The sequence below is a fragment of the Pararhizobium sp. LjRoot235 genome, assembly GCF_964254145.1.
In the GTDB taxonomy this organism is placed as follows: Bacteria; Pseudomonadota; Alphaproteobacteria; order Rhizobiales; family Rhizobiaceae; genus Pararhizobium.
On the sequence record NZ_CAXUSP020000001.1, the window covers coordinates 2,283,640 to 2,304,012 of the forward strand.

General features: G+C 59.9%; 23 protein-coding genes. 14 read left to right on the top strand and 9 right to left on the bottom strand.

Going from position 1 to position 20,373, the window contains the following annotated elements; all coding sequences use genetic code 11:
- Positions 1–329: 329 nt before the first annotated feature.
- The 10 genes from ccoN (at position 330) to ACSQ2Z_RS10905 (ending at position 8,976) form a co-directional block, all read left to right on the top strand.
- Positions 330–1,940 carry a cytochrome-c oxidase, cbb3-type subunit I gene (ccoN, locus tag ACSQ2Z_RS10860; RefSeq protein ID WP_436081217.1) on the top strand — a complete coding sequence of 537 codons (1,611 nt, stop codon included), beginning with the start codon at positions 330–332 and terminating at the stop codon, positions 1,938–1,940.
- A 9-nt stretch (positions 1,941–1,949) separates the two neighbouring features.
- The gene (gene ccoO, locus ACSQ2Z_RS10865; protein WP_436081218.1) at positions 1,950–2,681 is read left to right on the top strand and encodes a cytochrome-c oxidase, cbb3-type subunit II; all 732 of its coding nucleotides are present in this window, start codon (positions 1,950–1,952) and stop codon (positions 2,679–2,681) included.
- A 10-nt stretch (positions 2,682–2,691) separates the two neighbouring features.
- Positions 2,692–2,841, top strand: a complete 150-nt coding sequence (locus ACSQ2Z_RS10870; RefSeq protein ID WP_018329243.1) for a CcoQ/FixQ family Cbb3-type cytochrome c oxidase assembly chaperone — start codon at positions 2,692–2,694, stop codon at positions 2,839–2,841.
- Between the two features lies 1 nt (position 2,842).
- A complete protein-coding gene (gene ccoP, locus ACSQ2Z_RS10875) occupies positions 2,843–3,706 on the top strand; it encodes a cytochrome-c oxidase, cbb3-type subunit III (protein ID WP_436081219.1) in 864 nt (287 codons plus the stop codon).
- Positions 3,707–3,833: 127 nt separating this feature from the next.
- On the top strand, positions 3,834–5,396 hold the full coding sequence (ccoG, locus tag ACSQ2Z_RS10880; RefSeq protein WP_436083051.1) for a cytochrome c oxidase accessory protein CcoG: 1,563 nt from the start codon (positions 3,834–3,836) through the stop codon (positions 5,394–5,396).
- Positions 5,393–5,890 carry a FixH family protein gene (locus ACSQ2Z_RS10885; protein WP_436081220.1) on the top strand — a complete coding sequence of 166 codons (498 nt, stop codon included), beginning with the start codon at positions 5,393–5,395 and terminating at the stop codon, positions 5,888–5,890. Before ccoG ends, ACSQ2Z_RS10885 begins: the two co-directional genes overlap by 4 nt.
- The gene (locus tag ACSQ2Z_RS10890; protein ID WP_436081221.1) at positions 5,887–8,166 is read left to right on the top strand and encodes a cation-translocating P-type ATPase; all 2,280 of its coding nucleotides are present in this window, start codon (positions 5,887–5,889) and stop codon (positions 8,164–8,166) included. Before ACSQ2Z_RS10885 ends, ACSQ2Z_RS10890 begins: the two co-directional genes overlap by 4 nt.
- On the top strand, positions 8,166–8,321 hold the full coding sequence (gene ccoS, locus ACSQ2Z_RS10895; RefSeq protein ID WP_112845190.1) for a cbb3-type cytochrome oxidase assembly protein CcoS: 156 nt from the start codon (positions 8,166–8,168) through the stop codon (positions 8,319–8,321). The genes ACSQ2Z_RS10890 and ccoS overlap by 1 nt, the downstream gene beginning before the upstream one ends.
- Before the next feature lie 152 nt (positions 8,322–8,473).
- A complete protein-coding gene (locus ACSQ2Z_RS10900; protein ID WP_436081222.1) occupies positions 8,474–8,665 on the top strand; it encodes a periplasmic nitrate reductase, NapE protein in 192 nt (63 codons plus the stop codon).
- Between the two features lie 8 nt (positions 8,666–8,673).
- The gene (locus tag ACSQ2Z_RS10905; RefSeq protein WP_436081223.1) at positions 8,674–8,976 is read left to right on the top strand and encodes a 4Fe-4S dicluster domain-containing protein; all 303 of its coding nucleotides are present in this window, start codon (positions 8,674–8,676) and stop codon (positions 8,974–8,976) included.
- A 385-nt stretch (positions 8,977–9,361) separates the two neighbouring features.
- Here the strand turns inward: ACSQ2Z_RS10905 and ACSQ2Z_RS10910 are convergent, their stop codons facing one another.
- Both ACSQ2Z_RS10910 and ACSQ2Z_RS10915 read right to left on the bottom strand, forming a co-directional pair.
- Positions 9,362–9,676, bottom strand: coding sequence for a c-type cytochrome (locus tag ACSQ2Z_RS10910; RefSeq protein WP_436081224.1), 315 nt, complete (start codon positions 9,674–9,676; stop codon positions 9,362–9,364).
- 56 nt (positions 9,677–9,732) lie between these two features.
- Positions 9,733–10,110 (bottom strand): hypothetical protein, encoded by a 378-nt coding sequence (locus ACSQ2Z_RS10915; protein WP_436081225.1) that lies wholly within the window; start codon positions 10,108–10,110, stop codon positions 9,733–9,735.
- Positions 10,111–10,655: 545 nt separating this feature from the next.
- Between ACSQ2Z_RS10915 and ACSQ2Z_RS10920 the strand changes: the two genes are divergently transcribed.
- The 4 genes from ACSQ2Z_RS10920 (at position 10,656) to ACSQ2Z_RS10935 (ending at position 14,152) form a co-directional block, all read left to right on the top strand.
- Positions 10,656–12,023 carry an adenylate/guanylate cyclase domain-containing protein gene (locus ACSQ2Z_RS10920; protein WP_436081226.1) on the top strand — a complete coding sequence of 456 codons (1,368 nt, stop codon included), beginning with the start codon at positions 10,656–10,658 and terminating at the stop codon, positions 12,021–12,023.
- A 30-nt stretch (positions 12,024–12,053) separates the two neighbouring features.
- Entirely contained in the window at positions 12,054–12,596 is a 543-nt protein-coding gene (locus tag ACSQ2Z_RS10925) for a S1C family serine protease (RefSeq protein ID WP_436081227.1), read from the top strand.
- Positions 12,597–12,669: 73 nt separating this feature from the next.
- Entirely contained in the window at positions 12,670–12,894 is a 225-nt protein-coding gene (locus ACSQ2Z_RS10930; RefSeq protein WP_436083052.1) for a PDZ domain-containing protein, read from the top strand.
- A gap of 133 nt (positions 12,895–13,027) precedes the next feature.
- A complete protein-coding gene (locus ACSQ2Z_RS10935) occupies positions 13,028–14,152 on the top strand; it encodes a site-2 protease family protein (RefSeq protein ID WP_436081228.1) in 1,125 nt (374 codons plus the stop codon).
- Here ACSQ2Z_RS10935 and ACSQ2Z_RS10940 read toward each other — a convergent pair.
- From ACSQ2Z_RS10940 to ACSQ2Z_RS10970, 7 genes are all read right to left on the bottom strand, one after another.
- Positions 14,056–15,381: an efflux RND transporter periplasmic adaptor subunit gene (locus ACSQ2Z_RS10940; RefSeq protein ID WP_436081229.1), complete on the bottom strand. Its 1,326-nt coding sequence runs from the start codon at positions 15,379–15,381 to the stop codon at positions 14,056–14,058. The genes ACSQ2Z_RS10935 and ACSQ2Z_RS10940 overlap by 97 nt on opposite strands.
- 95 nt (positions 15,382–15,476) lie before the next feature.
- Positions 15,477–16,943 carry an ABC transporter permease gene (locus ACSQ2Z_RS10945; protein WP_436081230.1) on the bottom strand — a complete coding sequence of 489 codons (1,467 nt, stop codon included), beginning with the start codon at positions 16,941–16,943 and terminating at the stop codon, positions 15,477–15,479.
- Complete coding sequence (locus ACSQ2Z_RS10950) at positions 16,895–17,380, bottom strand: hypothetical protein (protein WP_436081231.1); 486 nt, start codon at positions 17,378–17,380, stop codon at positions 16,895–16,897. The genes ACSQ2Z_RS10945 and ACSQ2Z_RS10950 overlap by 49 nt, the downstream gene beginning before the upstream one ends.
- Complete coding sequence (locus ACSQ2Z_RS10955; protein ID WP_436081232.1) at positions 17,374–17,739, bottom strand: hypothetical protein; 366 nt, start codon at positions 17,737–17,739, stop codon at positions 17,374–17,376. Before ACSQ2Z_RS10955 ends, ACSQ2Z_RS10950 begins: the two co-directional genes overlap by 7 nt.
- A gap of 5 nt (positions 17,740–17,744) precedes the next feature.
- Entirely contained in the window at positions 17,745–18,464 is a 720-nt protein-coding gene (locus ACSQ2Z_RS10960; RefSeq protein ID WP_436081233.1) for an ABC transporter ATP-binding protein, read from the bottom strand.
- A 69-nt stretch (positions 18,465–18,533) separates the two neighbouring features.
- Entirely contained in the window at positions 18,534–18,980 is a 447-nt protein-coding gene (locus ACSQ2Z_RS10965) for a host attachment protein (RefSeq protein ID WP_436081234.1), read from the bottom strand.
- A 63-nt stretch (positions 18,981–19,043) separates the two neighbouring features.
- Complete coding sequence (locus ACSQ2Z_RS10970; RefSeq protein WP_436081235.1) at positions 19,044–19,898, bottom strand: universal stress protein; 855 nt, start codon at positions 19,896–19,898, stop codon at positions 19,044–19,046.
- Between the last annotated feature and the right edge of the window lie 475 nt (positions 19,899–20,373).

A 20,373-nucleotide genomic window follows, 5' to 3' on the forward strand; every position in this document is an offset into this window, starting at 1 on the left:
TCAAGCAAGTAAGCCTTTCGACCCGCTCTGGCAGCGAATCGGCGATGTCCTCCAGCGTGCCGCACAAGGTGAGCTTGCGCCCATGCATCAAGAGCATCTCCTGGAGGAGCACGAACATTCCCCGATCGTTTCGAAGCGGCTGGAAAGGTGCGCGGTATTGCCGCCACCCAGGACTATATCGCCCGCCAATCATTGACATTTTACCTCTCCCGCTTTGGTGCCTGAGAAGCATTGGCCGACATCCGCGGTACCGGCCTTGACATAGATCAAAGCATTTTCCTCTCCGATGCGAGACATGTGACCCCAGACATGCCTTTGGGGAAAATTCAATGAAGCACGGTTCCGCCATCATCGGGCTGGGCGTCGCCACATTCCTGGTGCTGCTCGCTGCCGGATTTGCATATGACGCGGCCTTTGTCAGTCACATGTGGGTTCTGTTTTTCGTATTGCTGATATCGGTGGCCGTGCTTTTGCGCCGCACGACCTTCGAACCGGCACCGGTCGTCAACCCGTCCGTCTACATGGATGAGCCGATTCGCTATGGCGTCATCGCCACCATGTTATGGGCCGTCGTTGGTCTGCTGGTCGGCGTCATTGTTGCGTTGCAACTCGCCTATCCGGAGCTCAACATCGAGCCATGGTTCAATTTCGGCCGGATGCGGCCGCTGCACACTTCAGGTGTGATTTTCGCCTTCTGCGGCAACGCGCTGCTGGCAACCTCTTTTTATGTCCTACAACGGACCACAAGGGCGCGGCTGTTTGGCGGGGATCTCGTCTGGTTCGTTTTCTGGGGCTACCAACTGTTCATCGTCATGGCAGCGACCGGTTATCTGCTCGGGATAACGGAGGGCCGTGAATATGCGGAGCCGGAATGGTATGTTGACCTCTGGCTGACCATTGTCTGGGTTGCCTATCTGGTGGTTTTTCTCGGCACCATTCTGAAGCGTGAGGAGCCACACATCTATGTGGCGAACTGGTTCTACCTTTCCTTCATCGTCACCGTCGCGATGCTGCACGTCGTCAACAACCTGTCGATGCCGGCGTCGCTACTCGGCACCAAGAGCTACTCGGCCTTCTCAGGCGTACAGGATGCGTTGACGCAGTGGTGGTATGGTCACAACGCAGTCGGCTTCTTCCTGACGGCTGGCTTCCTCGGCATGATGTATTATTTCGTGCCCAAGCAGGCCAACCGCCCGGTCTATTCCTATCGCCTGTCCATCATCCATTTCTGGGCGTTGATCTTCCTCTATATCTGGGCGGGGCCGCACCATTTGCACTTTACCGCGCTGCCGGACTGGGCGCAGACGCTCGGCATGGTGTTCTCGATCATGCTGTGGATGCCGTCCTGGGGCGGAATGATCAACGGCCTGATGACGCTATCGGGCGCCTGGGACAAGCTGCGTACCGACCCGATCATCCGCATGATGGTCGCGGCAATAGCCTTCTACGGCATGTCGACCTTCGAAGGGCCGATGATGTCGATCAAGACGGTCAACTCCCTGTCTCACTACACAGACTGGACCATCGGCCACGTCCATTCCGGCGCGCTAGGCTGGAACGGCCTGATCGCCTTTGCGGCACTTTACTACATGGTGCCGAAGCTGTGGAACCGCGAAAGGCTTTACTCGATGCGGATGGTGAGCTGGCATTTCTGGTGTGCAACGCTCGGCATCGTCATTTATGCGGCGGTGATGTGGGTAGCTGGCATCCAGCAGGGATTGATGTGGCGCGAGCATGATGAGCAGGGTTTCCTCGTCTACTCCTTCGTCGAAAGCGTTGCAGCGCTGCATCCCTACTATCTGATCCGAGCGCTCGGCGGCGGGCTTTACCTGACGGGAGCGCTGATCATGGCATGGAACGTCGCCATGACGATACTGGGTTATCAACGCGACGAAGAGCCCATCGGCGGCGCGCTTCCCGCCATGCAGCCTGCAGAATAGGGGACTTCCATGTCATTGTTGGACAAACACGCGATTATCGAACGCAACGCAACCCTGCTTCTCGTCGGCTCGCTTCTGGTCGTGACGATCGGCGGTATCGTCGAGATTGCTCCGCTGTTCTACCTCCAGAACACGATCGAGAAAGCCGAAGGCATGCGGCCCTATTCGCCGCTGGAGCTTGCCGGCCGGAACATCTACGTCCGCGAGGGCTGCTATGTCTGCCATAGCCAGATGATCCGGCCCTTCCGCGACGAAGTGGAACGCTACGGCCATTACAGCTTGGCGGCGGAATCCATGTACGATCATCCGTTCCAGTGGGGTTCCAAGCGAACCGGGCCGGACCTCGCCCGCGTCGGCGACCGGTACTCCAACGAGTGGCATGCCCAGCATCTGATCGAACCGCGCGCCGTCGTGCCGGAATCGATCATGCCAAGCTACGCGTTTCTGAAGACGACGCCACTCGATGTCAGGGATATGGCCTCGCATCTCAAGGCCAATGCGGCCGTCGCCGTGCCCTACACGCAGGAGATGATCGACAATGCCGGCGCGGACGTCAGGGCACAGGCCGATCCGAACGCCGATACGTCCGGGCTCGAAGCCCGGTACCCGAAAGCCAAGGTCGGCGATTTCGACGGCGACCCGCAGCAGCTTACCGAGATGGACGCCCTGATCGCCTACCTCCAGATGCTGGGCACGCTCGTCGATTTCAAAACCTACGTTGAAACCGGTGGTGACCGCTAAGGGGGCCGCAATGGACTATCACATCATGCGGACATTTGCGGATAGCTGGGGGCTTCTCGCAATGCTGCTGTTTTTCATCGGCGCCTCGATCTTCGCCTTCCGTCCCGGCAGCAAGGTGCTGAGCGACGAAGCTGCCCGCATCCCCCTGAAGGATGACTGACATGAGCGACAAACATATCGACAAGATTTCCGGCGTTTCGACCACCGGACATGAGTGGGATGGAATACGCGAGCTGAACAATCCAATGCCCCGGTGGTGGGTGTGGACGTTCTATGCGACAATTTTCTGGGGACTCGCCTATACCATCGCCTATCCGGCATGGCCACTTCTTACCTCCTCGACCAAAGGTCTGTTCGGTTATTCGAGCCGCGCCGAGGTTGTCCAGGACATTGCCGCTGCGGACGCCGTCAAGGGCAGCTATGTGGAGATGATCAAGGGCAAGACGATCAACGACATCCTCGCCGATGAGACACTGCGCTCGATCGCAGTCTCGGCCGGAGGCGCGGCGTTCAAGGTGAACTGCGTCCAATGCCATGGATCGGGTGCCCAAGGCTCGTCTGGATATCCGAACCTGAACGACGATGACTGGCTATGGGGTGGCAAGGCGAATGCGATCCAGCAGACGATCAACCATGGCATCCGCTTTGCCGGTGACGGCCAAACGCGCGATTCCGTGATGCCCGCCTTCCGGGATGTCCTTGACCGGAAACAAATCCAACAAGTCAGCACCTACGTCGCCAGCCTCTCCGGCCCGGCTGCCGAGCAAAGCAATATTGAACCCGGTGCGGTCATCTTCTCGGAGAACTGCGCCGCTTGCCATGGCGCAAATGCCAAGGGCAATCGCGAGCTCGGAGCACCCGATCTGACCGATGCCATCTGGCTGAATGGCTCCGGCGAGACCGCGATCGCTGCGCAAGTGAAGTCTCCGAAGATGGGCGTCATGCCGGCCTGGGGCGATCGCCTCGGTGAAACGGTCGTCAGGGAGCTCGCCGTATTCGTCCACTCGCTCGGGGGCAGCGAGTGACGAACATGTCCGACGCGCTTTGATTTCGATCAAGGCTGCGTCGGACATCGTTTCCGCATGGTGGGCACGTCAATTGATGCATGGGTGCGTGTCGATGACGCAAACTTTTTTGAAAACTGGTACCCAGATGCAGGATCAAAGCGAAATCATTCGGCTGGAAGCGGACGCCGTCAATTCAGCCAGGACCCGCCAGCCCCTCTATGCGCCGCGCCGCAAGATATTTCCAAAGCGGGCCTCGGGTGACTTTCGCCGATTCAAATGGATCGTCATGGCGATCACGCTCGGCATCTACTATTTGACGCCGTGGCTGCGGTGGGACCGCGGTCCGTTCGCGCCGGATCAGGCTGTGCTGATCGATCTGGTGAACCGCCGCTTCTACTTCTTCTTCATCGAGATCTGGCCGCAGGAGTTTTTCTTCGTGGCAGGTCTTTTGGTCATGGCCGGGATCGGGCTGTTTCTTGTCACCTCGACGGTTGGACGCGCCTGGTGTGGTTACACCTGTCCGCAAACCGTCTGGGTTGATCTGTTCCTCGTTGTGGAGCGTGCGATCGAGGGGGATCGCAACGCGCGGATCAAACTTGATGCCGCACCCTGGTCGTGCCGTAAGATAGTGACCCGTGTGATCAAGCATACCATCTGGCTCTGCATCGCAGTCGCGACCGGCGGCGCGTGGATCTTCTATTTCGCCGATGCGCCGAAACTCGTCGCCGATTTCGTCACCGGCGCGGCGGTTGCCTCCGCCTACATGACCGTCGCCATCCTGACCGCGACGACCTATACGCTCGGGGGGCTGATGCGGGAGCAGGTCTGCACCTACATGTGCCCCTGGCCGCGCATTCAGGCAGCCATGCTCGATGAAACGTCGCTAACAGTCACTTATAATGACTGGCGGGGCGAACCGCGATCGCGCCACGCCAAAAGGATGGCGTTGGCCGGCAAAAGCGTCGGCGACTGCGTTGATTGCGACGCCTGCGTTGCCGTGTGCCCGATGGGCATCGATATTCGTGATGGGCAGCAGCTCGAATGCATCACCTGCGCCCTGTGCATCGACGCTTGCGACGGTGTGATGGACAAACTGGGCAAGGAACGCGGGCTGATCTCCTACACGACCCTGAACGACTATAACGCCAATATGGCGCTTGCCACCGCTGGAGGCACCCGCCTGGTCAATCCGGCTCTTGTGCGCGATCCGGACGGCCGGCTTTCCAACAAGGTGGCACACATCAGCCTGCGCAAGCTCTTCCGGCTGCGAACCCTCATCTACTTGGGCGTCTGGAGCGCTATAGGTCTGTTCATGGTCTATGCACTGCTCACCCGTAACCGGCTGGAACTGAACGTTCTGCACGACCGAAATCCTCAGTTCGTCGTGCTGTCCGACGGCTCCATCCGAAACGGTTACACGCTGAAACTCCTCAACATGGTGCCCCGGCAGCGCAGCGTACGGCTCTCCTTAAAGGGAGCTCTCCCCGCAGCGTCGATGTCGGTGCTGGGGAGTGGCAAGCCGGAAGGAGGGGCATTCGATATTGAACTTGAGCCCGACCGGTTGAAGACGATCAAGGTATTCGTCCGGCAAGCCGCAGGGCAGGCGGCCGCGCCCTTTCAGGAATTCAAGTTCGTCATCGAAGACAATGCTGGCGGCGAACGTGCGGACTACACGGCAACCTTCAATGCACCGGAGACAGCGCAATGAAAATCAGGAACGATGTACCGCGGAAGTTCACCGGAATGCACATGCTGTGTATCATGATTGCCTTCTTCGCCATTATCATCGCCGTCAACGTCGCCATGGCAAGCCTCGCGCGGTCTTCCTGGTCCGGCCTCGTGGTCAAAAACTCCTACGTCGCCGGCCAGGACTTCAACCGCAGGCTCAAGGAAAGCCGTGAGCAACTGGCGTTTGGTTACAAGGGTACGCTGACGGCCAGTCAAGACGAGATCACCTACGCGCTGGTGGATGCGCAAGGCAAGGTGATGAAGATCGCATCCGCCCGCGCTTCTTTCAGCCATCCCGTTTATGAAGCGGCCGACTGGTCGATTGACCTTGCATCGCGGGACGGCAAGACTTTTTCAGGACGCCATGGCCTGCGCGACGGCGTCTGGATCGTGACCATCGAAAGCGACATCGGTCTGGCTCGGCCCTATGCTGAGGTCAGGCGCGTTACCATCAGCGGCGGAGTGATCCAATGAGCTGCTGCGCGCCTGCCATCGACATGATGCTTGACATGGAACGGGCAAAAGGCGCGGGTCCTTCCGATGACGAGATATTGCTGGCTCGCCGTCAGCTTGGCAACGGTCTGAGCCAGATTGATTTGGCTGTGCCCTCCGTCCATTGCGCCGCCTGCATCCAGGCCATCGAAACCGGTCTGTCCCGGCTTACGAATATAGAAAGCGCTCGCGTCAATCTTTCGACGAAGAGGGTCTCGGTGAACTGGCGTGGCAGTGTTGTTCCTGACGTCGTCCCGACGCTTGCTCGCCTCGGCTATCCGGCCCACCTTGCCGATGAGCCTGCGGCCGAGAAGGACGGAACTCTCTCCGAATTGATCACGGCCGTCGCTGTCGCCGGCTTTGCGACGGGCAATATCATGCTTCTGTCGGTCTCTATCTGGGCCGGAGCCGATGGCCCGACGCGCGATCTGTTTCATTGGCTGTCAGCCCTCATCGCGGTTCCCGTCATGGCCTTTGCCGGAAGGATCTATTTCCGTTCTGCGTGGAATGCGCTGCGGCACGGGCGCGTGAACATGGATGTGCCGATTTCGCTCGGTGTAGCGCTCGCCTATTCGATGAGCCTCTACGAGACGATCACCCACGGTCATCATGCCTATTTTGACGCCTCGGTTTCGCTGCTGTTTTTTCTCCTGATAGGCCGGACGCTCGATCATCTCATGCGCGATCGTGCGCGAGCCGCGGTCAGCGGGCTTGTTCGCCTGTCTCCACGCGGGGCCATCGTAATTGCGCCGGATGGCCGGCGCAATTACCTAGCCCTGACGGAGATCGAGCCCGGCATGCGGCTGTTCATTGCGGCCGGCGAGCGCATCCCCGTAAACGCGATCGTCGTTGAGGGACGTTCAGACGTCGATTGCTCGCTGGTGACGGGAGAGAGCGGCTCGCAGGGCATCGAGCCCGGCAGCTCCGTTTTGGCAGGCGTACAAAACCTCACAGGTCCGCTGACCATCGAGGTCACCGCCGCAGCCAAGGATTCATTTCTCGCCGAGATGGTGCGGTTGATGGAGGCTGCCGAGCAGGGCAAAGGTGCTTACCGGCGCATCGCCGACCGGGTCTCGGCGCTCTATTCCCCTGTCGTGCATGTTACTGCACTCCTAAGCTTTCTCGGCTGGATGGCCGCCACCGGAGACTGGCACCTGTCGATCACGGTCGCGACTGCCGTGCTGATCATAACATGCCCCTGTGCACTCGGCCTTGCAGTGCCGATCGTTCAGGTGGTCGCCGCCCGCCGACTGTTCGAAAACGGCATCATGGTGAAGGACGGTTCAGCCATGGAGCGGCTGGCCGAGATCGATACAGTCGTCTTCGACAAAACCGGGACGCTCACCATGGGGCCACCGGGGCTGCGGGATGTAAAATTTTTGGATGAACACGACCTAGCGATGGCCGCAAGCCTCGCCGCCTTTTCCCGTCATCCAGCTTCCGTCGCAATCGATACGGCTTTCTCCGTGCGGTCACGCCAGCGGGTGCCGTATGAGAATGTCGTCGAGCATCCGGGTCTTGGTATCGAGGCGACGCTTGATGGCAGGTGCTGCAGGCTCGGGCGGATGTCCTGGGCCTCGGAAGGGGGGGACATCCCGGATTTACAGGCTGGAACCGCATTTAGCATCGATGGTGCCTTGCGCGCCTCGTTCGATTTTGTCGATAGCCTTCGCGACGATGCAAAGGTTGCCGTTCGTGAACTGGCCGGGACTGGCCTGTCGCTGGAGATTCTCTCCGGCGACAAGGCGCCGGCGGTCGCGCAGGTCGCTGGGCTGTTATCCATCGGCATGTTCAATGCGTCGGTCCTGCCCAGCGGGAAAGTCGATCGTCTCGCGCAGCTCCGTACCACCGGGAAGAGGGTCCTGATGGTTGGAGACGGCTTGAACGATGCGCCGGCACTTTCTTCGGCACATGTCTCCATGGCGCCCGCGACAGGGGCCGACATCGGTCGCAACGCGGCCGATTTCGTCTTTCTACGTGATAGCCTGATGGCGGTGCCGTTGTCGGTGCAGATCGCTCGCAACGCTGACCGGTTGATAAGGCAGAATTTCGCGCTGGCCGTCATCTACAATCTGATCGCAGTTCCGATCGCCATTCTCGGCTTTGTCACGCCGCTGATTGCGGCCATCGCCATGTCCGGCTCATCGCTTATCGTCATTGGCAACGCGCTGCGGCTTCGCGCCAAAAAGAGAGGTCTTTCGGTTTTATGGCCGGCTTTTGTCAGGTCTTCTTCAGGAGCCAGGGAGGGCGTACTGTAATGGCAACGTTGGTCTACCTACTTCCCATAGCCCTGTTTCTGGGAGCTCTCGGTCTGGGCGCCTTTCTATGGGCCCTGCGCACGGGGCAGTACGATGATCTTGACGGGGCCGCCGAACGTGTCCTGATCGATACGAATCCCGGAGGCGAACCGTAAAACGCTTGGCAATCTCTTTCGCGGCTCCCTCCGTTGAGTAGCTCCTCGAGCGCTGTCGTTAACAGGTGACTTGCCAGCCAGCTTTATGGCCGCATCGACGTCTTTGCTTTTTATTTCTGATACCCATGTGACCGTGGATTGTGGGGAGAAGAATGTCGGAGTCCCTTGAACAGCGCATAGGCGACACAGATCCGCGTTTGCGACGACGAACGGAAGCGCTCGTTTTCGCCGTGTTGGCGTTCGGCATCTGGCCGTTGCTCGCTGTAGGCGTCGTTGGCGGCTACGGTTTTATTGTCTGGATCTTTCAGATCGTATTCGGCCTACCCGGACCGCCTGCACATTGAGGGTTGCCATGCGTTCGGAACTTCTCTCCCGCCGTCAGGTTCTCGCCGGTCGCTCGGTCGCCAAAGCTTTCGGCATCTCCCCACCCGGCGCATCCGCCGAAGGCCTCGAAGCGTGTACAGGTTGCGGACTATGCGCCGAGCAATGTCCCACCGGCATAATTCGTCTGATCGACGGCTTGCCTTCAGTCGATTTTGCACTGAGCGAATGCACGTTCTGTGGAGAGCGCAAAACCGTCTGCCCTGAGCCCGTGTTCCGGTTGGATGGCCCGTGCGCTTTCACCATGTGGCCGTCATCACTGATGCTTGCCTAGCCACAAGGGGTATCACCTGCCAGTCCTGCGGCGAAAGCTGTCCTGAGGAAGCGGGGGTAGCCCTTAAGAACCGTCGGCCCCACGCAAAGGGCGATGAAGCAATGCGACGATGGGAAATTGCGGACGTAAGCCACGCGACCCATTCGGCGGATAAAGCCATCGCATAAGGCGGATTGTTGCAGCGGCCGAGCGGGCTGACACCCTGCTTCATTCGCCGCTGCGCCGATAAGCGATTGCCTGATCGGCGAAGAGCTGCGGCGACAGGGTCGCCAAACTGCTCGTTTACAACGCAAGAAGTGAAAAGACATGTGGAGAGCGCTGGTGTCGCCGACACGGAACCGTCGTTCCGCTTTCGCAGTCATCGTTCCGTCAAGTGGGCAAGTCTCTATTCCCCTAGGCTTAGAATATAGGCCGATACGTCCTGAACATTGGCCTGCGAGAGTACTATGTTCGGCATGGTCGGATGGTCCTGGGCCGTGAGCCAAGCATTAAGCGCCGCTGCGGTCATGCCCGGTGTCGCGGCAATCACCTCGAAACTCGGCGCTTCCGCCCTCGGCGACTGAGCTTGCCCGGCGAGGACTGCGTGACAGGCCGCGCAGACATCAAGCGCGAGCTGGCGCCCCTGCTGGATGTCCTGTGCCTGTACCGTCGGAACCGTTACAAGAGTGCCGGCAATCACTAAGACGATCGTTACTCGCATTGCCATCTCTCCTCAAACTCGTCGCGTTGCTTAGCGGGAACCCAACGCTATGCCCTCTACATGACCGTTCGCGCGGCCAGGTCCTGCGCGAACAGCTTTCCTTCATCATGAACGCGTTTGGCCGTTATGCTTGCGAGGCTGGAGCCAATATCCGCAAGGCGGCCCGCTTCCGTCGAATAATCGAGCAAAGCCCGTTGCCAGAAGCTGCACCACAGATCGAAGGTGTCGCTCACATGGTCAGGTGACCATAAATTCTCCAAGAGTCGGAAATCCTGTTCGCAGCGGCTCTTCCAGAACCGCTGCGCCTCGATCTGATAGCGAAGCATTGTCTTCAGTGCATCGGTCTGAAGATCTCCTGGGGAAAATGGCAGGACAGGGCTGTCGATCCGGGGCCAGACAAAGGCTGAGATGGGGGAGTATGTAATTGCGGGCATGAGCACACCTCCGAAAACCGGTTCTGTTGATTGAAGCGATCACCAAGATAGTCTTCGGATTTGCGCCGTCCTTGATCCGTATCAACGCAGAACTTCAAATGGACCTCTCGGCATGCCTTTGCGGCTACCCCGATCCTGCCCAAGTTACCCCTCTTCTCGCGGTGCGTTCAGCCGTCCAGGCACACTCGCGCCGGCTTCCTCGGCATTGTTTCTGCAAGTAGCCGGGCTCGACGCGCGTTTCGGCTTGCTCGAGTGCCGTCAGTCTTGCGGAAGAGGCCGAAATTGATACGCGTCAATGCACAGCGATGCAAAGGCGGTTGAAATCTCGCAACTGCTGCGTGGAGCGCGAAAATGATGAAAGTGTCAAAATTTCCGATTATCGCGGCCATATTGGGCGCGGCGGGCCGGCACGCAGAAGCGGCCGGGCTCGAAAAGGACCCTTCGCGATGCCGGCCAGGTAAGGCCCCGCCGGCATCGGTCGGGTTCGCGGCTCATGACCGCGTGCGGGGGGCGATCTGTTGTATCTGTTGAGGTGGATTGTCCGATTGAATGCCCGCCGATCCGATGCAGACCGCTCGGTCCTGATGAGCGCCTCTGTCGATAAACTGGTCCAGGAAGCGGAGATAGAAGCCGAATATGCGATTGGATGGGTTCGGATCGTCCTCGGTCTTGTCCTGTTTGCGAGTGGCTTCCTCGTCTGGTCTGGGACGGCCGGGGTCACAGGGGAATATCACCCGAACCAAGTTCGTCTTACTGCCATGATCACCGTTGGCGCCCTTTTTAGCCTGGGTATCATATCATTCCTCCTGGTTGTCCGCCGTTGGTTCAAGCCGTGGATGGCATTCGTCCTTGCTGCCGGCGATGCAACAATTCTCGCTGGTAGCCTTTATTTTGGTCTGGAAGGCACTCAGCTCGGCGGCAACTGGATCGCCGCAATGCCAGCCATCTGGGCGGCGCCACTTATTCTTGCGGTCGGCGCCCTTCGGCATCGGCCCTTCGTTCAAATATGGGCCACCGCGGTAATGATGGTCGCTGTTTTTGGGGTCGCTTTTGCGCTCGGCTTTGACCTGTTCCTGACCGATTTTGGGACCACTGTTTCTCCTTCTGACCTGGAGGCACGCATCGGTCGCCTCTTCTCACTGCCGCCTCATCTCATGCGGGCTGTTATGCTGACGCTGATCGGCCTCGTAACGGCACTTGCAATGGCGCGTTCTCGGCGCCTTCTCATGCGCGCGGTAGGCGAGACAGCCCGTCGCGCAAACCTTGCTCGTTTCCTGCCAGCCGAAATCGCGCCTTTGTTGGGGGAGAATGGTGTTGCCGCTTGGCGGCAAGGCCGCCTCCAGCAAGCCACCATCCTGTTTGTCGATATACGGGGTTTCACGGCTTTTGCCGAGAAAATGGATCCAGCGAGGCTGTCTGTCTTCATATCCTCCTTCCGCAGACGCGTAACGCGTGCTGTGGAAGCGCATGACGGTTTGGTGGATAAATTCGTAGGCGACGGTGCGCTGCTGGTATTCGGCATTCCAGAACCCCGTGGTGACGATTGCACCCGCGCTTTAGCGTGTGCCCACGAGATTCTTGCGCTTGTCGATCAATGGAACATCAAGCGCGGGTTTAATCCGCCTGTGCGGGTGGGGATCGGCATTCACACGGGTGTGGTGTATTGCGGGCTTGTCGGGGATGACCGACGACTTGAGTTCACAGTACTTGGCGACACGGTCAATGTGGCTGCCAAGATTGAACAGGCTACGAAGCGCTTTGACGCCGCGTTACTCGCCTCTGAAACAGTGGTCATTCAGACTGGGCAACAGGGCAGTTGGCAGGAGGTCGGACGCGAGCCGTTGGGCGGGCGTGGCGAACACCTGGCAATCTTTGCCACTCGGGGAAGCTTGGCGGCTAAGGCTCGAGGCTGAGATTAGTTTAATGGCGAGGCTTTTCAAACTATGGCGCAGACGGCAACGTTTGGCATCGTGAGCGGGTTGGGGCGGTCGGGTCTCGGTGTGGATGAATACGAGGATTATATCCAGACCGACGCGGTCATAAATCCCGGAAGCTCTGGCGGCGCGCTGGTCACTCCCTCCGGCGCTTTGATCGGCATCACGCGGGGAGTTCCCGCCACAAGCGAGGCGAGTGCCGGCATAGGCTTCGCGATCCCGTCGCAAATAGCGGAACAAATCGTCCGACAGATGATAGCTCACGGAGAATACAGGCGCGGCTGGCTGGGCCTCTCCGTCACATCTGCCGAGACTGATGACGGGGGAGGCGCTGGCGAAGCGCAAGGAGTGGTCGTCAACGAGTTGACGTGCAACTCTGCAGCAGAACTCCAAGGCGTGCAGCTTGGCGATGTCATCATGGCGCTGGACGGTCGTGCACTCGGGACGGACGGCCTTCAGGAACGCTATAAGCCTGCTTCCGGCCAACGCTCGCATCAGCCTCGATATCCGCCGCGGAGAAAAGCTGCAAAGGCTGAATTTGGTGCTTTCTGATCGAAATGATGACCCTCGACACAATGCGAGCACGGTTTTCCTCGATTCGGTCACCATCGGGTTCCCGTCAAGGATGAACTCGCGGGCTTGCGCACCGACAGGCCCGGTCCTTCTTGACGTCGGGACCGCCAGCGTGGCGCACTCGGTCAGATTGAGGGCGGGTGATTTTCTGACAGCTATCAACGGCGAGGCCCTGAACTCGCCAGATCAAGTTCGCCAAATTCTGGAAGGTTCGGACGGGAATGTCTCAGTCGATGTTCTGCGAGCAGGAACCGCGTACCGAATTGAAGTTGAATGAGCGTATAATAACGTTTTAGGTCGCGAGGTAGCTTGCACCGTGCTCAAGGGCGTTCCATTTGCGCGAAGCTGTGAGTTCACGACAGACGTGCAGACGGAAGTGATAGTCTCGGCCAGTAGACAGGTGAAATCCGATGGGATGGTCCTTTAAAATCGGGACGATTGTGGGCACCGAAATCCGCGTGCACATGACCTTTGCTCTTTTGCTCGTCTGGATTTGGTTCATGCACTATCGGATTGGCGGAGCGCCTGCTGCATGGGAAGGCGTCGCCTTTATCGTCTGCGTGTTCGCGTGCGTCGTGTTGCATGAATTCGGACACATTGCTGCCGCCCGCCACTTTGGCATCAAGACGCCCGACATCACGCTTTTGCCGATCGGCGGTGTGGCGCGGCTGGAGCGCAATCCGAGCGAGCCGCTTCAGGAGTTGGTGATCGCTGTCGCGGGTCCCCTGGTCAACGTGATGATCGCCGCATTGCTCGTAGCGGCTCTTGGGGGCGTAGTCGGCCTGGAGCAACTTGCCGAGCCGCAGAATCCCCGCGTCAGCTTTCTTGTCAGGTTGGCCGGCGTCAACATCTTCCTCGTGTTGTTCAACATGATACCTGCCTTTCCAATGGATGGTGGTCGGGTCTTGCGGGCGATCCTTGCTTGGCGCTGGTCCTGGGCGCGCGCGACAAGGGTCGCAGCCACGATCGGGCAGGGTGCTGCCTTCGCGATGGGGCTTGCAGGGTTGTTTTACAATCCGCTGCTCATTCTCGTTGCAATCTTCGTTTACCTCGCGGCGGAGGCGGAAGCACAAGGCGCTCAACTGCAGGAGATTTCGGGTGACGTGGTCGTCAGCGATGTCATGGTAACGGCTTTCGCTACCCTTCAGCCCTCGGCGAACCTCAGCGAAGCTGTCGAGCTTTTGCTAGCGACCAGCCAGAGCGAATTTCCCGTGGTCGACCGGGATGGCCAGTTCGAGGGCCTGCTGACGCGTGCTGGATTGATCAGTGCAATGACGGACAAAGGCGTCAATACGCCGGTACGAAGTGTCATGCGCGTCGATATCCCCAGCGTTAACGAGCAGACACCGGTCGACGAGAGCCTTCGCATCATGCAGAGCCGCAATGCTCCGGCCGCTGCAGTGGTCGACGGTCGCCGACGTCTTGTCGGTATGATGAACTATGAAACAATTGGAGAGATGCTGATGCTCCGGACGGCCGCCGAAGACTTTCGTTTCGGTACTCTGCGTCGGCAGAAGCGGGCGGCACGAGGTTGACCGATGTAGCGGGGGGCCATGCCATGGTTATCCCGCTCACGCTCGACAATCGCTACGCCGTCCTTGATGCGGTCGCTCGGATAGAGGATGGTCTTTTCCCCCGGCTGCAGCCCCTCTCGGATCTCCACCGAGAGGCTGTTTCGCTGGCCGACGACAACGGAGCGCAATTGTGCCCGCGCCTCTTGCGCGACGAATACGGCCCATTCGTCGCCGTGCCGGAACAACGCGCCGAGCGGCAGTTTGAGGACCTCGCCTTCGAAAAGGATGACCTGCACGTCGACGCGATAGCCGTGGCCGAGCGGTCGCCAATTTTCCGGCGGATCGGCGAAATCCAGGACGACATCGACGCGCTGCTCTTCTATTCCGAGCGCCGAAACCTTGGTCTGACCGAAGGGCTCTATGCGCCGCACGATCGCCTTCAAATCTTCGCCGCCCCACCCGGTAATGATGGCCTTCTGCCCCGGTTTAATCTTGACTGCGTCCTCCGAGAGCAGGTTGACAACAATCTCGAGGTCGGCGGGATCACCGATTTCGAGCAAAGGGGCGCCGCCCTCAACGACGCCTTCGCTGCGGCGCATGACCCTTAGAACCACGCCGTTCACCGGAGCGGTCACCGGCACGCATTCGCAGGGCCCGCTCCGACTCCGGATTTCCTGGCGCGACAAGAGTCGCGACTGTGCCTGCGCGAGTTCGTGCTGCCTGACGTTCAAGGCGGCCTCGGCTGTGGCAAGATTGGCTTCCGCGACGTTGTGGGTCCGCTCTGCGTCTTCCAGAGTGCGCTGTGAGATCGCTCTGCGCTCTAACAGAAGACGGTTGCGTGCGAGTTCCCCGTGGGCGAAGGTCAGGTCAGCCTTCGCCTTGTTGAGCTCGGCGGCAGCAAGATTGTGCGCGGCACGCGCCGCCTCCACCGCCGCTTGCTGCTCCGCTTCGGTCCTCACGTCCAGAAAGGCCGGTGGCGCGGGCTCGATTTGTACCAACTGGGTCTTCCCTGCCTCGACGACATCGCCCGCCTCGATGCGCTGCATTTGGCCTCGCAAAGGTGTATGAAGCGTGTAGACGTCGCGGACCCGCGTTTCGCCTTCCTCGTCGATTGTGACGCGCAAAACGCCGGTTCCGGCGGTGGCGAGGTCCACCTGAACGGGCTGCGGCCGCAAGGCGTAAGCGATGCCGGCCGCGAGCAGGGCCACCAAGCCGCCCCAGATAACCAACCTGCGTTTCGCGACGCTCACCGGTTACTCCCTTGTCTTCAATACGGCGATCAGATCTAGCTTGTCCAGCCGCCGGCGCACGATCGCGGCGCAGGCCAGCGTCGCCGCGAGAGCGATCAGTGCGGCCTTACCGTAGGTCGCATCGCGCAGCACCAGTACAATTCTGTCTCAAAGGCGCTCGTCATGTACCACGCAAGGCCAAAGCCGATGACCGCGCCGAGCGGAATGGCGACCCATGTGAGGAGGCCGACTTCGCCAAGCAGAATGTAGGAGATTTCCCATCGGCTGAAACCGAGAACGCGCAGGGTCGCGAGTTCGCGCGCCCGTTCGGAGAGCGCTATGCGGATTGAATTGTAGGTGACGCCGACGGAGAGCGTCATCGAAAAGGCGACGAAGAAGCCGATGAAGATCAAGATCGTTTCGCCCATGGTTTTGTAGAAAGTATCGATTGCGGCGTGGCGGAACAGGACGGCGGCAATATGGGGCGTATCCTTGAGCCCTGAGAGTAGGGTAGTGCGGCTTGATGTATCGACGCGGATGTGGAGGCCGCTTATGACGCGTCCGTCGCCCGCGATCCTGTTGAGCGTGGCCATGTCCATATAGGCTGGCTTGCCGATATAGGTTTCGAAGATCTGTAACACCGGCAGGCTCGTCCGCGGCTGGCGCCCTTCCAGGAATTCGACGACGACGGTGTCGCCCGCCTTGACCTCAAGCAATTCGGCCAGTTTGGCAGAGAGCATCAGCCCGCCGGGCGGCGCCTCCAAGCGACCGCGCTCGACGTCAAAGACGGGGCTCAGGATGGCTCCGGTCGGCACGCCAATAATGCCCTGCCGCTCGATGAGTTGTCCGTGATTGATGCGCGCCGAGACAAAGCGATAGGGTTCCGCCGCCAAGACTCCCGGCAGATGCTCGAAATCCCTGATCGTGTCGATCGGTTGAAGGTCGTTGAACGCGACGGTCGCGTCCTGATGCTGTGCGCGCTCGAAGACGGATTCGGCAAGGGAATCGATGGCGTCGACCCATTGGAGTGCCATGATGAGCACGGCGACCGACATGGCCAGGCCGAGACTGGCGAGGAACGCCCGCACCGGCCATCGGATGATGCGCCGCAAGATCATGCGCGACGGTTCGTCCAGAGCGCCGGCCAGTACTGTCCGCGCCGCGAAGGTGCGCCGGTAGATCGGCGGAGAAGGGGGCTGCATGGCCTCCGCGGGTGGGAGCCGGACCCCACGCCGAACCGCCGCCAGGCTGCCGGCCAGCGCCGCTACCAGACTGATCGCGCCGCCAATCACGAAGCCCGCCGGGCCGGGACGGTAGAGCAGGAACGGGAAGCGGTAAAACTTCGTGTAGAGCTCTGTATTCCAATGGCCGAGCCAGGCGCCGATCAGCGAGCCCATGAGTATGCCGATCGTGCCGATGACAAGAACCATCTTGGCGTAGTGCCAGCCGATCGCCCAATTGCCGTAGCCGAAAGCCTTCAGGAGCCCGATCTCGCGGCGCTCGGTCTGGATCAACCGAGCCATCACCATGTTGGTCAGGAAGGCGGCGACCGCAAGGAAGATGGCCGGCATGATCCGTGACATGTTTTTCTGTTGCGCGATTTCGCTTTCCAGAAACCAATTTGAGGTCTGATCCGGACGATCATAGGCCCGACGCCGCCAAAGGGAACAAGCAGGCCATCGAGCTTTCGGATGACCTCCTTTTCGTCCGCATTGGGCAAGAGGCTCAACGTCACGCTGTTGAAGGAAGCCTTGAGGTCGAAGGCTGCCGCCAGCGCATCCCGACCCATCCACAGCACTCCGAAACGCTCGTCGTCGGGCATGAGGCCACCGGGGGCAATGGCATAGACGTATTCGGGGCTAAGCGCGGTGCCCACGACCTGCAGGTTGCGCTTGCGTCCCTTTAGTATGGCATCGAAACTGTCGCCGGGTTTCAATCGGTGGGCCTCGGCGAAGGGTTCGCTGACCACGACCTCGTCGGGCCGCGTTGGGTCGGCCAGGCGCCCCGACCGGATCACCAATGCGTTGAGAAGCTCCGGGGGCCCCGTTCGGGCAACGAAATTAACCGGGCAACGACGGGCTCGGAAAAACCGGTCATGTCGAGAATGGCGCCTTCGACGATACGCGTTTCGACAATCCTCACGCCGGGAATGTCCGCGATATCGCGTCCGAGATATTCGGGTGCGCGCTTGGCCTCGGCGAACATATCGGCAAAACGGGTTCGTTCGTAGTAGGCGGCGGTCGTCTCTTTCAGCGCCTCGATCGTCGTCAGCGCCATGATGAGTAACGCCGTGCCGGAAGCGATTACGCATGCGATCGCCAGCACCTGAGCTCTCAGCCGCCAAAGTTCGCGAAGAAGCTTTCGGTCCAGACTCGTCATCACGGTTACCAGGCGAGTTCGGAGGGCGCGCGCTGAGCGGAATTCCGCCGTGTTTCGACGATGCGCCCGTCGGAGAAGTAGAGCACGCGATTGGCGATTTCAGCAATGACTGCGTTATGTGTGATGAGCGCTGTGGTCGTACCAAGTTCCCGGTTGATCCGCAGGATCGCGTCAAGGACAAGGATTCCAGTCTTGCTGTCGAGTGCGCCCGTCGGCTCGTCGCAAAGAAGAAGGTCGGGGCGCTTCGCGATCGCGCGGGCGATGGCGACCCGTTGCTGCTCGCCACCGGAGAGCTGCGCCGGGAAGTGGTCCAGCCTGTCGCCGAGACCAACCATCGCCAACGCCTCGGCCGGCGGCATGGGATCCCTGGCGATCTCAGTCACGAGGGCGACGTTTTCGCGCGCAGTCAGGCTGGGAATGAGATTGTAGAACTGGAAAACGAAGCCAACGTGGTTGCGGCGGTAGAGATTGAGCGTGCGTTCGTTGTCCATCTCGAGTTCGCGATCGCGAAACACGACCCTGCCGCTGGTCGGTCTATCGAGACCGCCAAGTATGTTGAGCAACGTCGATTTGCCGCTTCCCGACGGACCCAGCAGGACCACGAGCTCGCCTTCGCGCAGATCGACGTCGACGCCGCGCAGGGCGTGAACTTCGACCGTGCCCATCCGATAGACCTTGACAAGGTCGCGCGCCTGCAGGGCCGTGGCCGATATCTCCTTCTCCACCGGTCGCTCCTTGATTTGCGAGGCGTCGCTTTGATCGCGAGGAACCCCACCTGTTGAAGTCGGCAGATGTCATTCCGAGAGATAATGCTCGATCTCCGGGATTGGGAACTTTACCAGATCCTTTGCCACTTCGGCGGTCACGGTGCCGCGAGCAGAAGGACGCAAGCACTTTCGCAGCATGCCGAGCACGCGCGGCGGTGCAACGAGAACGAGATTGGTGAAGTCACTGTCGCGTATCAAGCCATCAAGCTTCTCGGCAATTTGCGAGAGAAACACCTCCTCTGCATGATCGTGCCAATCCGTCTCCTGTGTCGCGCTTCGAGCGCCGCCTTGCGACTGGTAGACGCGGCCCTGGCGGTCCGTTCCAAGATCGCGGGTCGGCGGTTGATGTTCGGAGGCGACATCAACCGGAATGAGATTAAGCCGTTCCGTGTCACCTTCGTTGCGTAGAATAAGGGCTTTGGCTCCATCACATACCAGCACCCAGCCATTATGCGGAATTCTTGTCGTCGACATGATGTCCCCCTCTCTGCAGCCGAGCCTGGCAAAGGTGGTTCCGGGGTCGTTCTTTCCGCCGGCTCAACGCCCCATCAGAACCGGGAGCCTCGCGTCCTCAAGCATCGATCTCGTCACGCCGCCGACAATGAGCTCGCGGAGTCGGGAATGGCCGTAGGCACCCATCACGATGACATTAGCAGCGACATCGACGGCATGTTGCTGCAGAACCTGCGCCACCGATCGACCCGCGCTCGGCAATGTGTCGACTGTCACGTTGATGCCATGACGGGCGAGATAGGTGGCGACGTCTGCGCCGGGTTCTTCGCCGCTCGCCCTGAGCGCCGCGTTTGGATCCACCATGGTAACGTGAACGGAATCGGCATTTATCATGAGCTCGAGTGCTTGCTGCGCGGCATGTGCGGATGATGGACGCGAGTCCCATGCCAGCAGGACCGTTTTAGGTTGCAGCGTGGGGGTGCTGTCAGGCGGCGCGATCAGCAGCGGGCGGCCGGTCTGGAAAAGACAGCCATCAACGACCTGCTGCTTCATATCGCGATCCTGAAATACGCTGGGGCCAATCAGTACGAGATCGGCGTAGAGCGCACGCTCGCCAATCTCGAAATTCGCCCCGGCTGCTTCCACGTAGAGACTGTCGACGTCAGATGAGAGCTCGCTTCGCGCCAGCTTTTCGCGAACCCGTTTTGCGCACTCGTCGAGGTCCTGCAGGTTCTGCTCGCGTTGTTCCAGCCATCCCTGCGAAAGGGTTGCATACCTTCCGGTTGGTTGCGGCGCCACCGCTACAACAAGAGCACTCAAATGGGCACCGGCTTGACGGCTGAGATCGGTCGCCACGAGGAGATCGCCATCGATCGTCGTAGCGGCCATCACATTGAGAATTGTCTTAATGGGCATTTGCTCTCCTCCCTCGGGGATCATTGGGATCGAGACTGCTCCGGCGGCTGCCCAACGCAAGTGAACGGTGCCGCTCAGCAGTTATCTGGCCATGCTTCGAGTGTCCTATTGCCCGACGTTCTTATTAAACCATTCCAACGGACATCCTCATTGATCCGCATCAAAGCGGAATGACGGCTGGCAACGCGATTTCCACGGCGCCTATGCTTGGCTGAGCCAACATATCCAAAAGTCGATGTGACGCATTGTTTCCCCCCCGCTCAATCACTCGCAGCCGGTCGGACCGCACGTAGTAGCAACGATTGTGCGTCTGTCACCGGTATTCGGTTCGGTTGGCATGGCAAATTTGACGAAAAGCAATGCGCCCTAGCGAAAACAATGGGAGCTTTGAGGGGCCGGGGTCAGGCGACTCCGCAGGACGCCTGATGGCCAGGTGCCCGATTTAAAGGACCAAGGCTCGAACGATGAAGGCCTCTGCGCAGAACAAACTCCGCTTATT

Coding starts and splice junctions, on each gene's coding strand:
- ccoN (WP_436081217.1), top strand. CDS start 330: ATGAAGCACGGTTCCGCCATCATCGGGCTGGGCGTCGCCACATTCCTG.
- ccoO (WP_436081218.1), top strand. CDS start 1,950: ATGTCATTGTTGGACAAACACGCGATTATCGAACGCAACGCAACCCTG.
- ACSQ2Z_RS10870 (WP_018329243.1), top strand. CDS start 2,692: ATGGACTATCACATCATGCGGACATTTGCGGATAGCTGGGGGCTTCTC.
- ccoP (WP_436081219.1), top strand. CDS start 2,843: ATGAGCGACAAACATATCGACAAGATTTCCGGCGTTTCGACCACCGGA.
- ccoG (WP_436083051.1), top strand. CDS start 3,834: ATGCAGGATCAAAGCGAAATCATTCGGCTGGAAGCGGACGCCGTCAAT.
- ACSQ2Z_RS10885 (WP_436081220.1), top strand. CDS start 5,393: ATGAAAATCAGGAACGATGTACCGCGGAAGTTCACCGGAATGCACATG.
- ACSQ2Z_RS10890 (WP_436081221.1), top strand. CDS start 5,887: ATGAGCTGCTGCGCGCCTGCCATCGACATGATGCTTGACATGGAACGG.
- ccoS (WP_112845190.1), top strand. CDS start 8,166: ATGGCAACGTTGGTCTACCTACTTCCCATAGCCCTGTTTCTGGGAGCT.
- ACSQ2Z_RS10900 (WP_436081222.1), top strand. CDS start 8,474: ATGTCGGAGTCCCTTGAACAGCGCATAGGCGACACAGATCCGCGTTTG.
- ACSQ2Z_RS10905 (WP_436081223.1), top strand. CDS start 8,674: ATGCGTTCGGAACTTCTCTCCCGCCGTCAGGTTCTCGCCGGTCGCTCG.
- ACSQ2Z_RS10910 (WP_436081224.1), bottom strand. CDS start 9,676: ATGCGAGTAACGATCGTCTTAGTGATTGCCGGCACTCTTGTAACGGTT.
- ACSQ2Z_RS10915 (WP_436081225.1), bottom strand. CDS start 10,110: ATGCCCGCAATTACATACTCCCCCATCTCAGCCTTTGTCTGGCCCCGG.
- ACSQ2Z_RS10925 (WP_436081227.1), top strand. CDS start 12,054: ATGGCGCAGACGGCAACGTTTGGCATCGTGAGCGGGTTGGGGCGGTCG.
- ACSQ2Z_RS10930 (WP_436083052.1), top strand. CDS start 12,670: ATGAACTCGCGGGCTTGCGCACCGACAGGCCCGGTCCTTCTTGACGTC.
- ACSQ2Z_RS10935 (WP_436081228.1), top strand. CDS start 13,028: ATGGGATGGTCCTTTAAAATCGGGACGATTGTGGGCACCGAAATCCGC.
- ACSQ2Z_RS10945 (WP_436081230.1), bottom strand. CDS start 16,943: ATGTCACGGATCATGCCGGCCATCTTCCTTGCGGTCGCCGCCTTCCTG.
- ACSQ2Z_RS10955 (WP_436081232.1), bottom strand. CDS start 17,739: ATGACGAGTCTGGACCGAAAGCTTCTTCGCGAACTTTGGCGGCTGAGA.
- ACSQ2Z_RS10965 (WP_436081234.1), bottom strand. CDS start 18,980: ATGTCGACGACAAGAATTCCGCATAATGGCTGGGTGCTGGTATGTGAT.
- ACSQ2Z_RS10970 (WP_436081235.1), bottom strand. CDS start 19,898: ATGATCCCCGAGGGAGGAGAGCAAATGCCCATTAAGACAATTCTCAAT.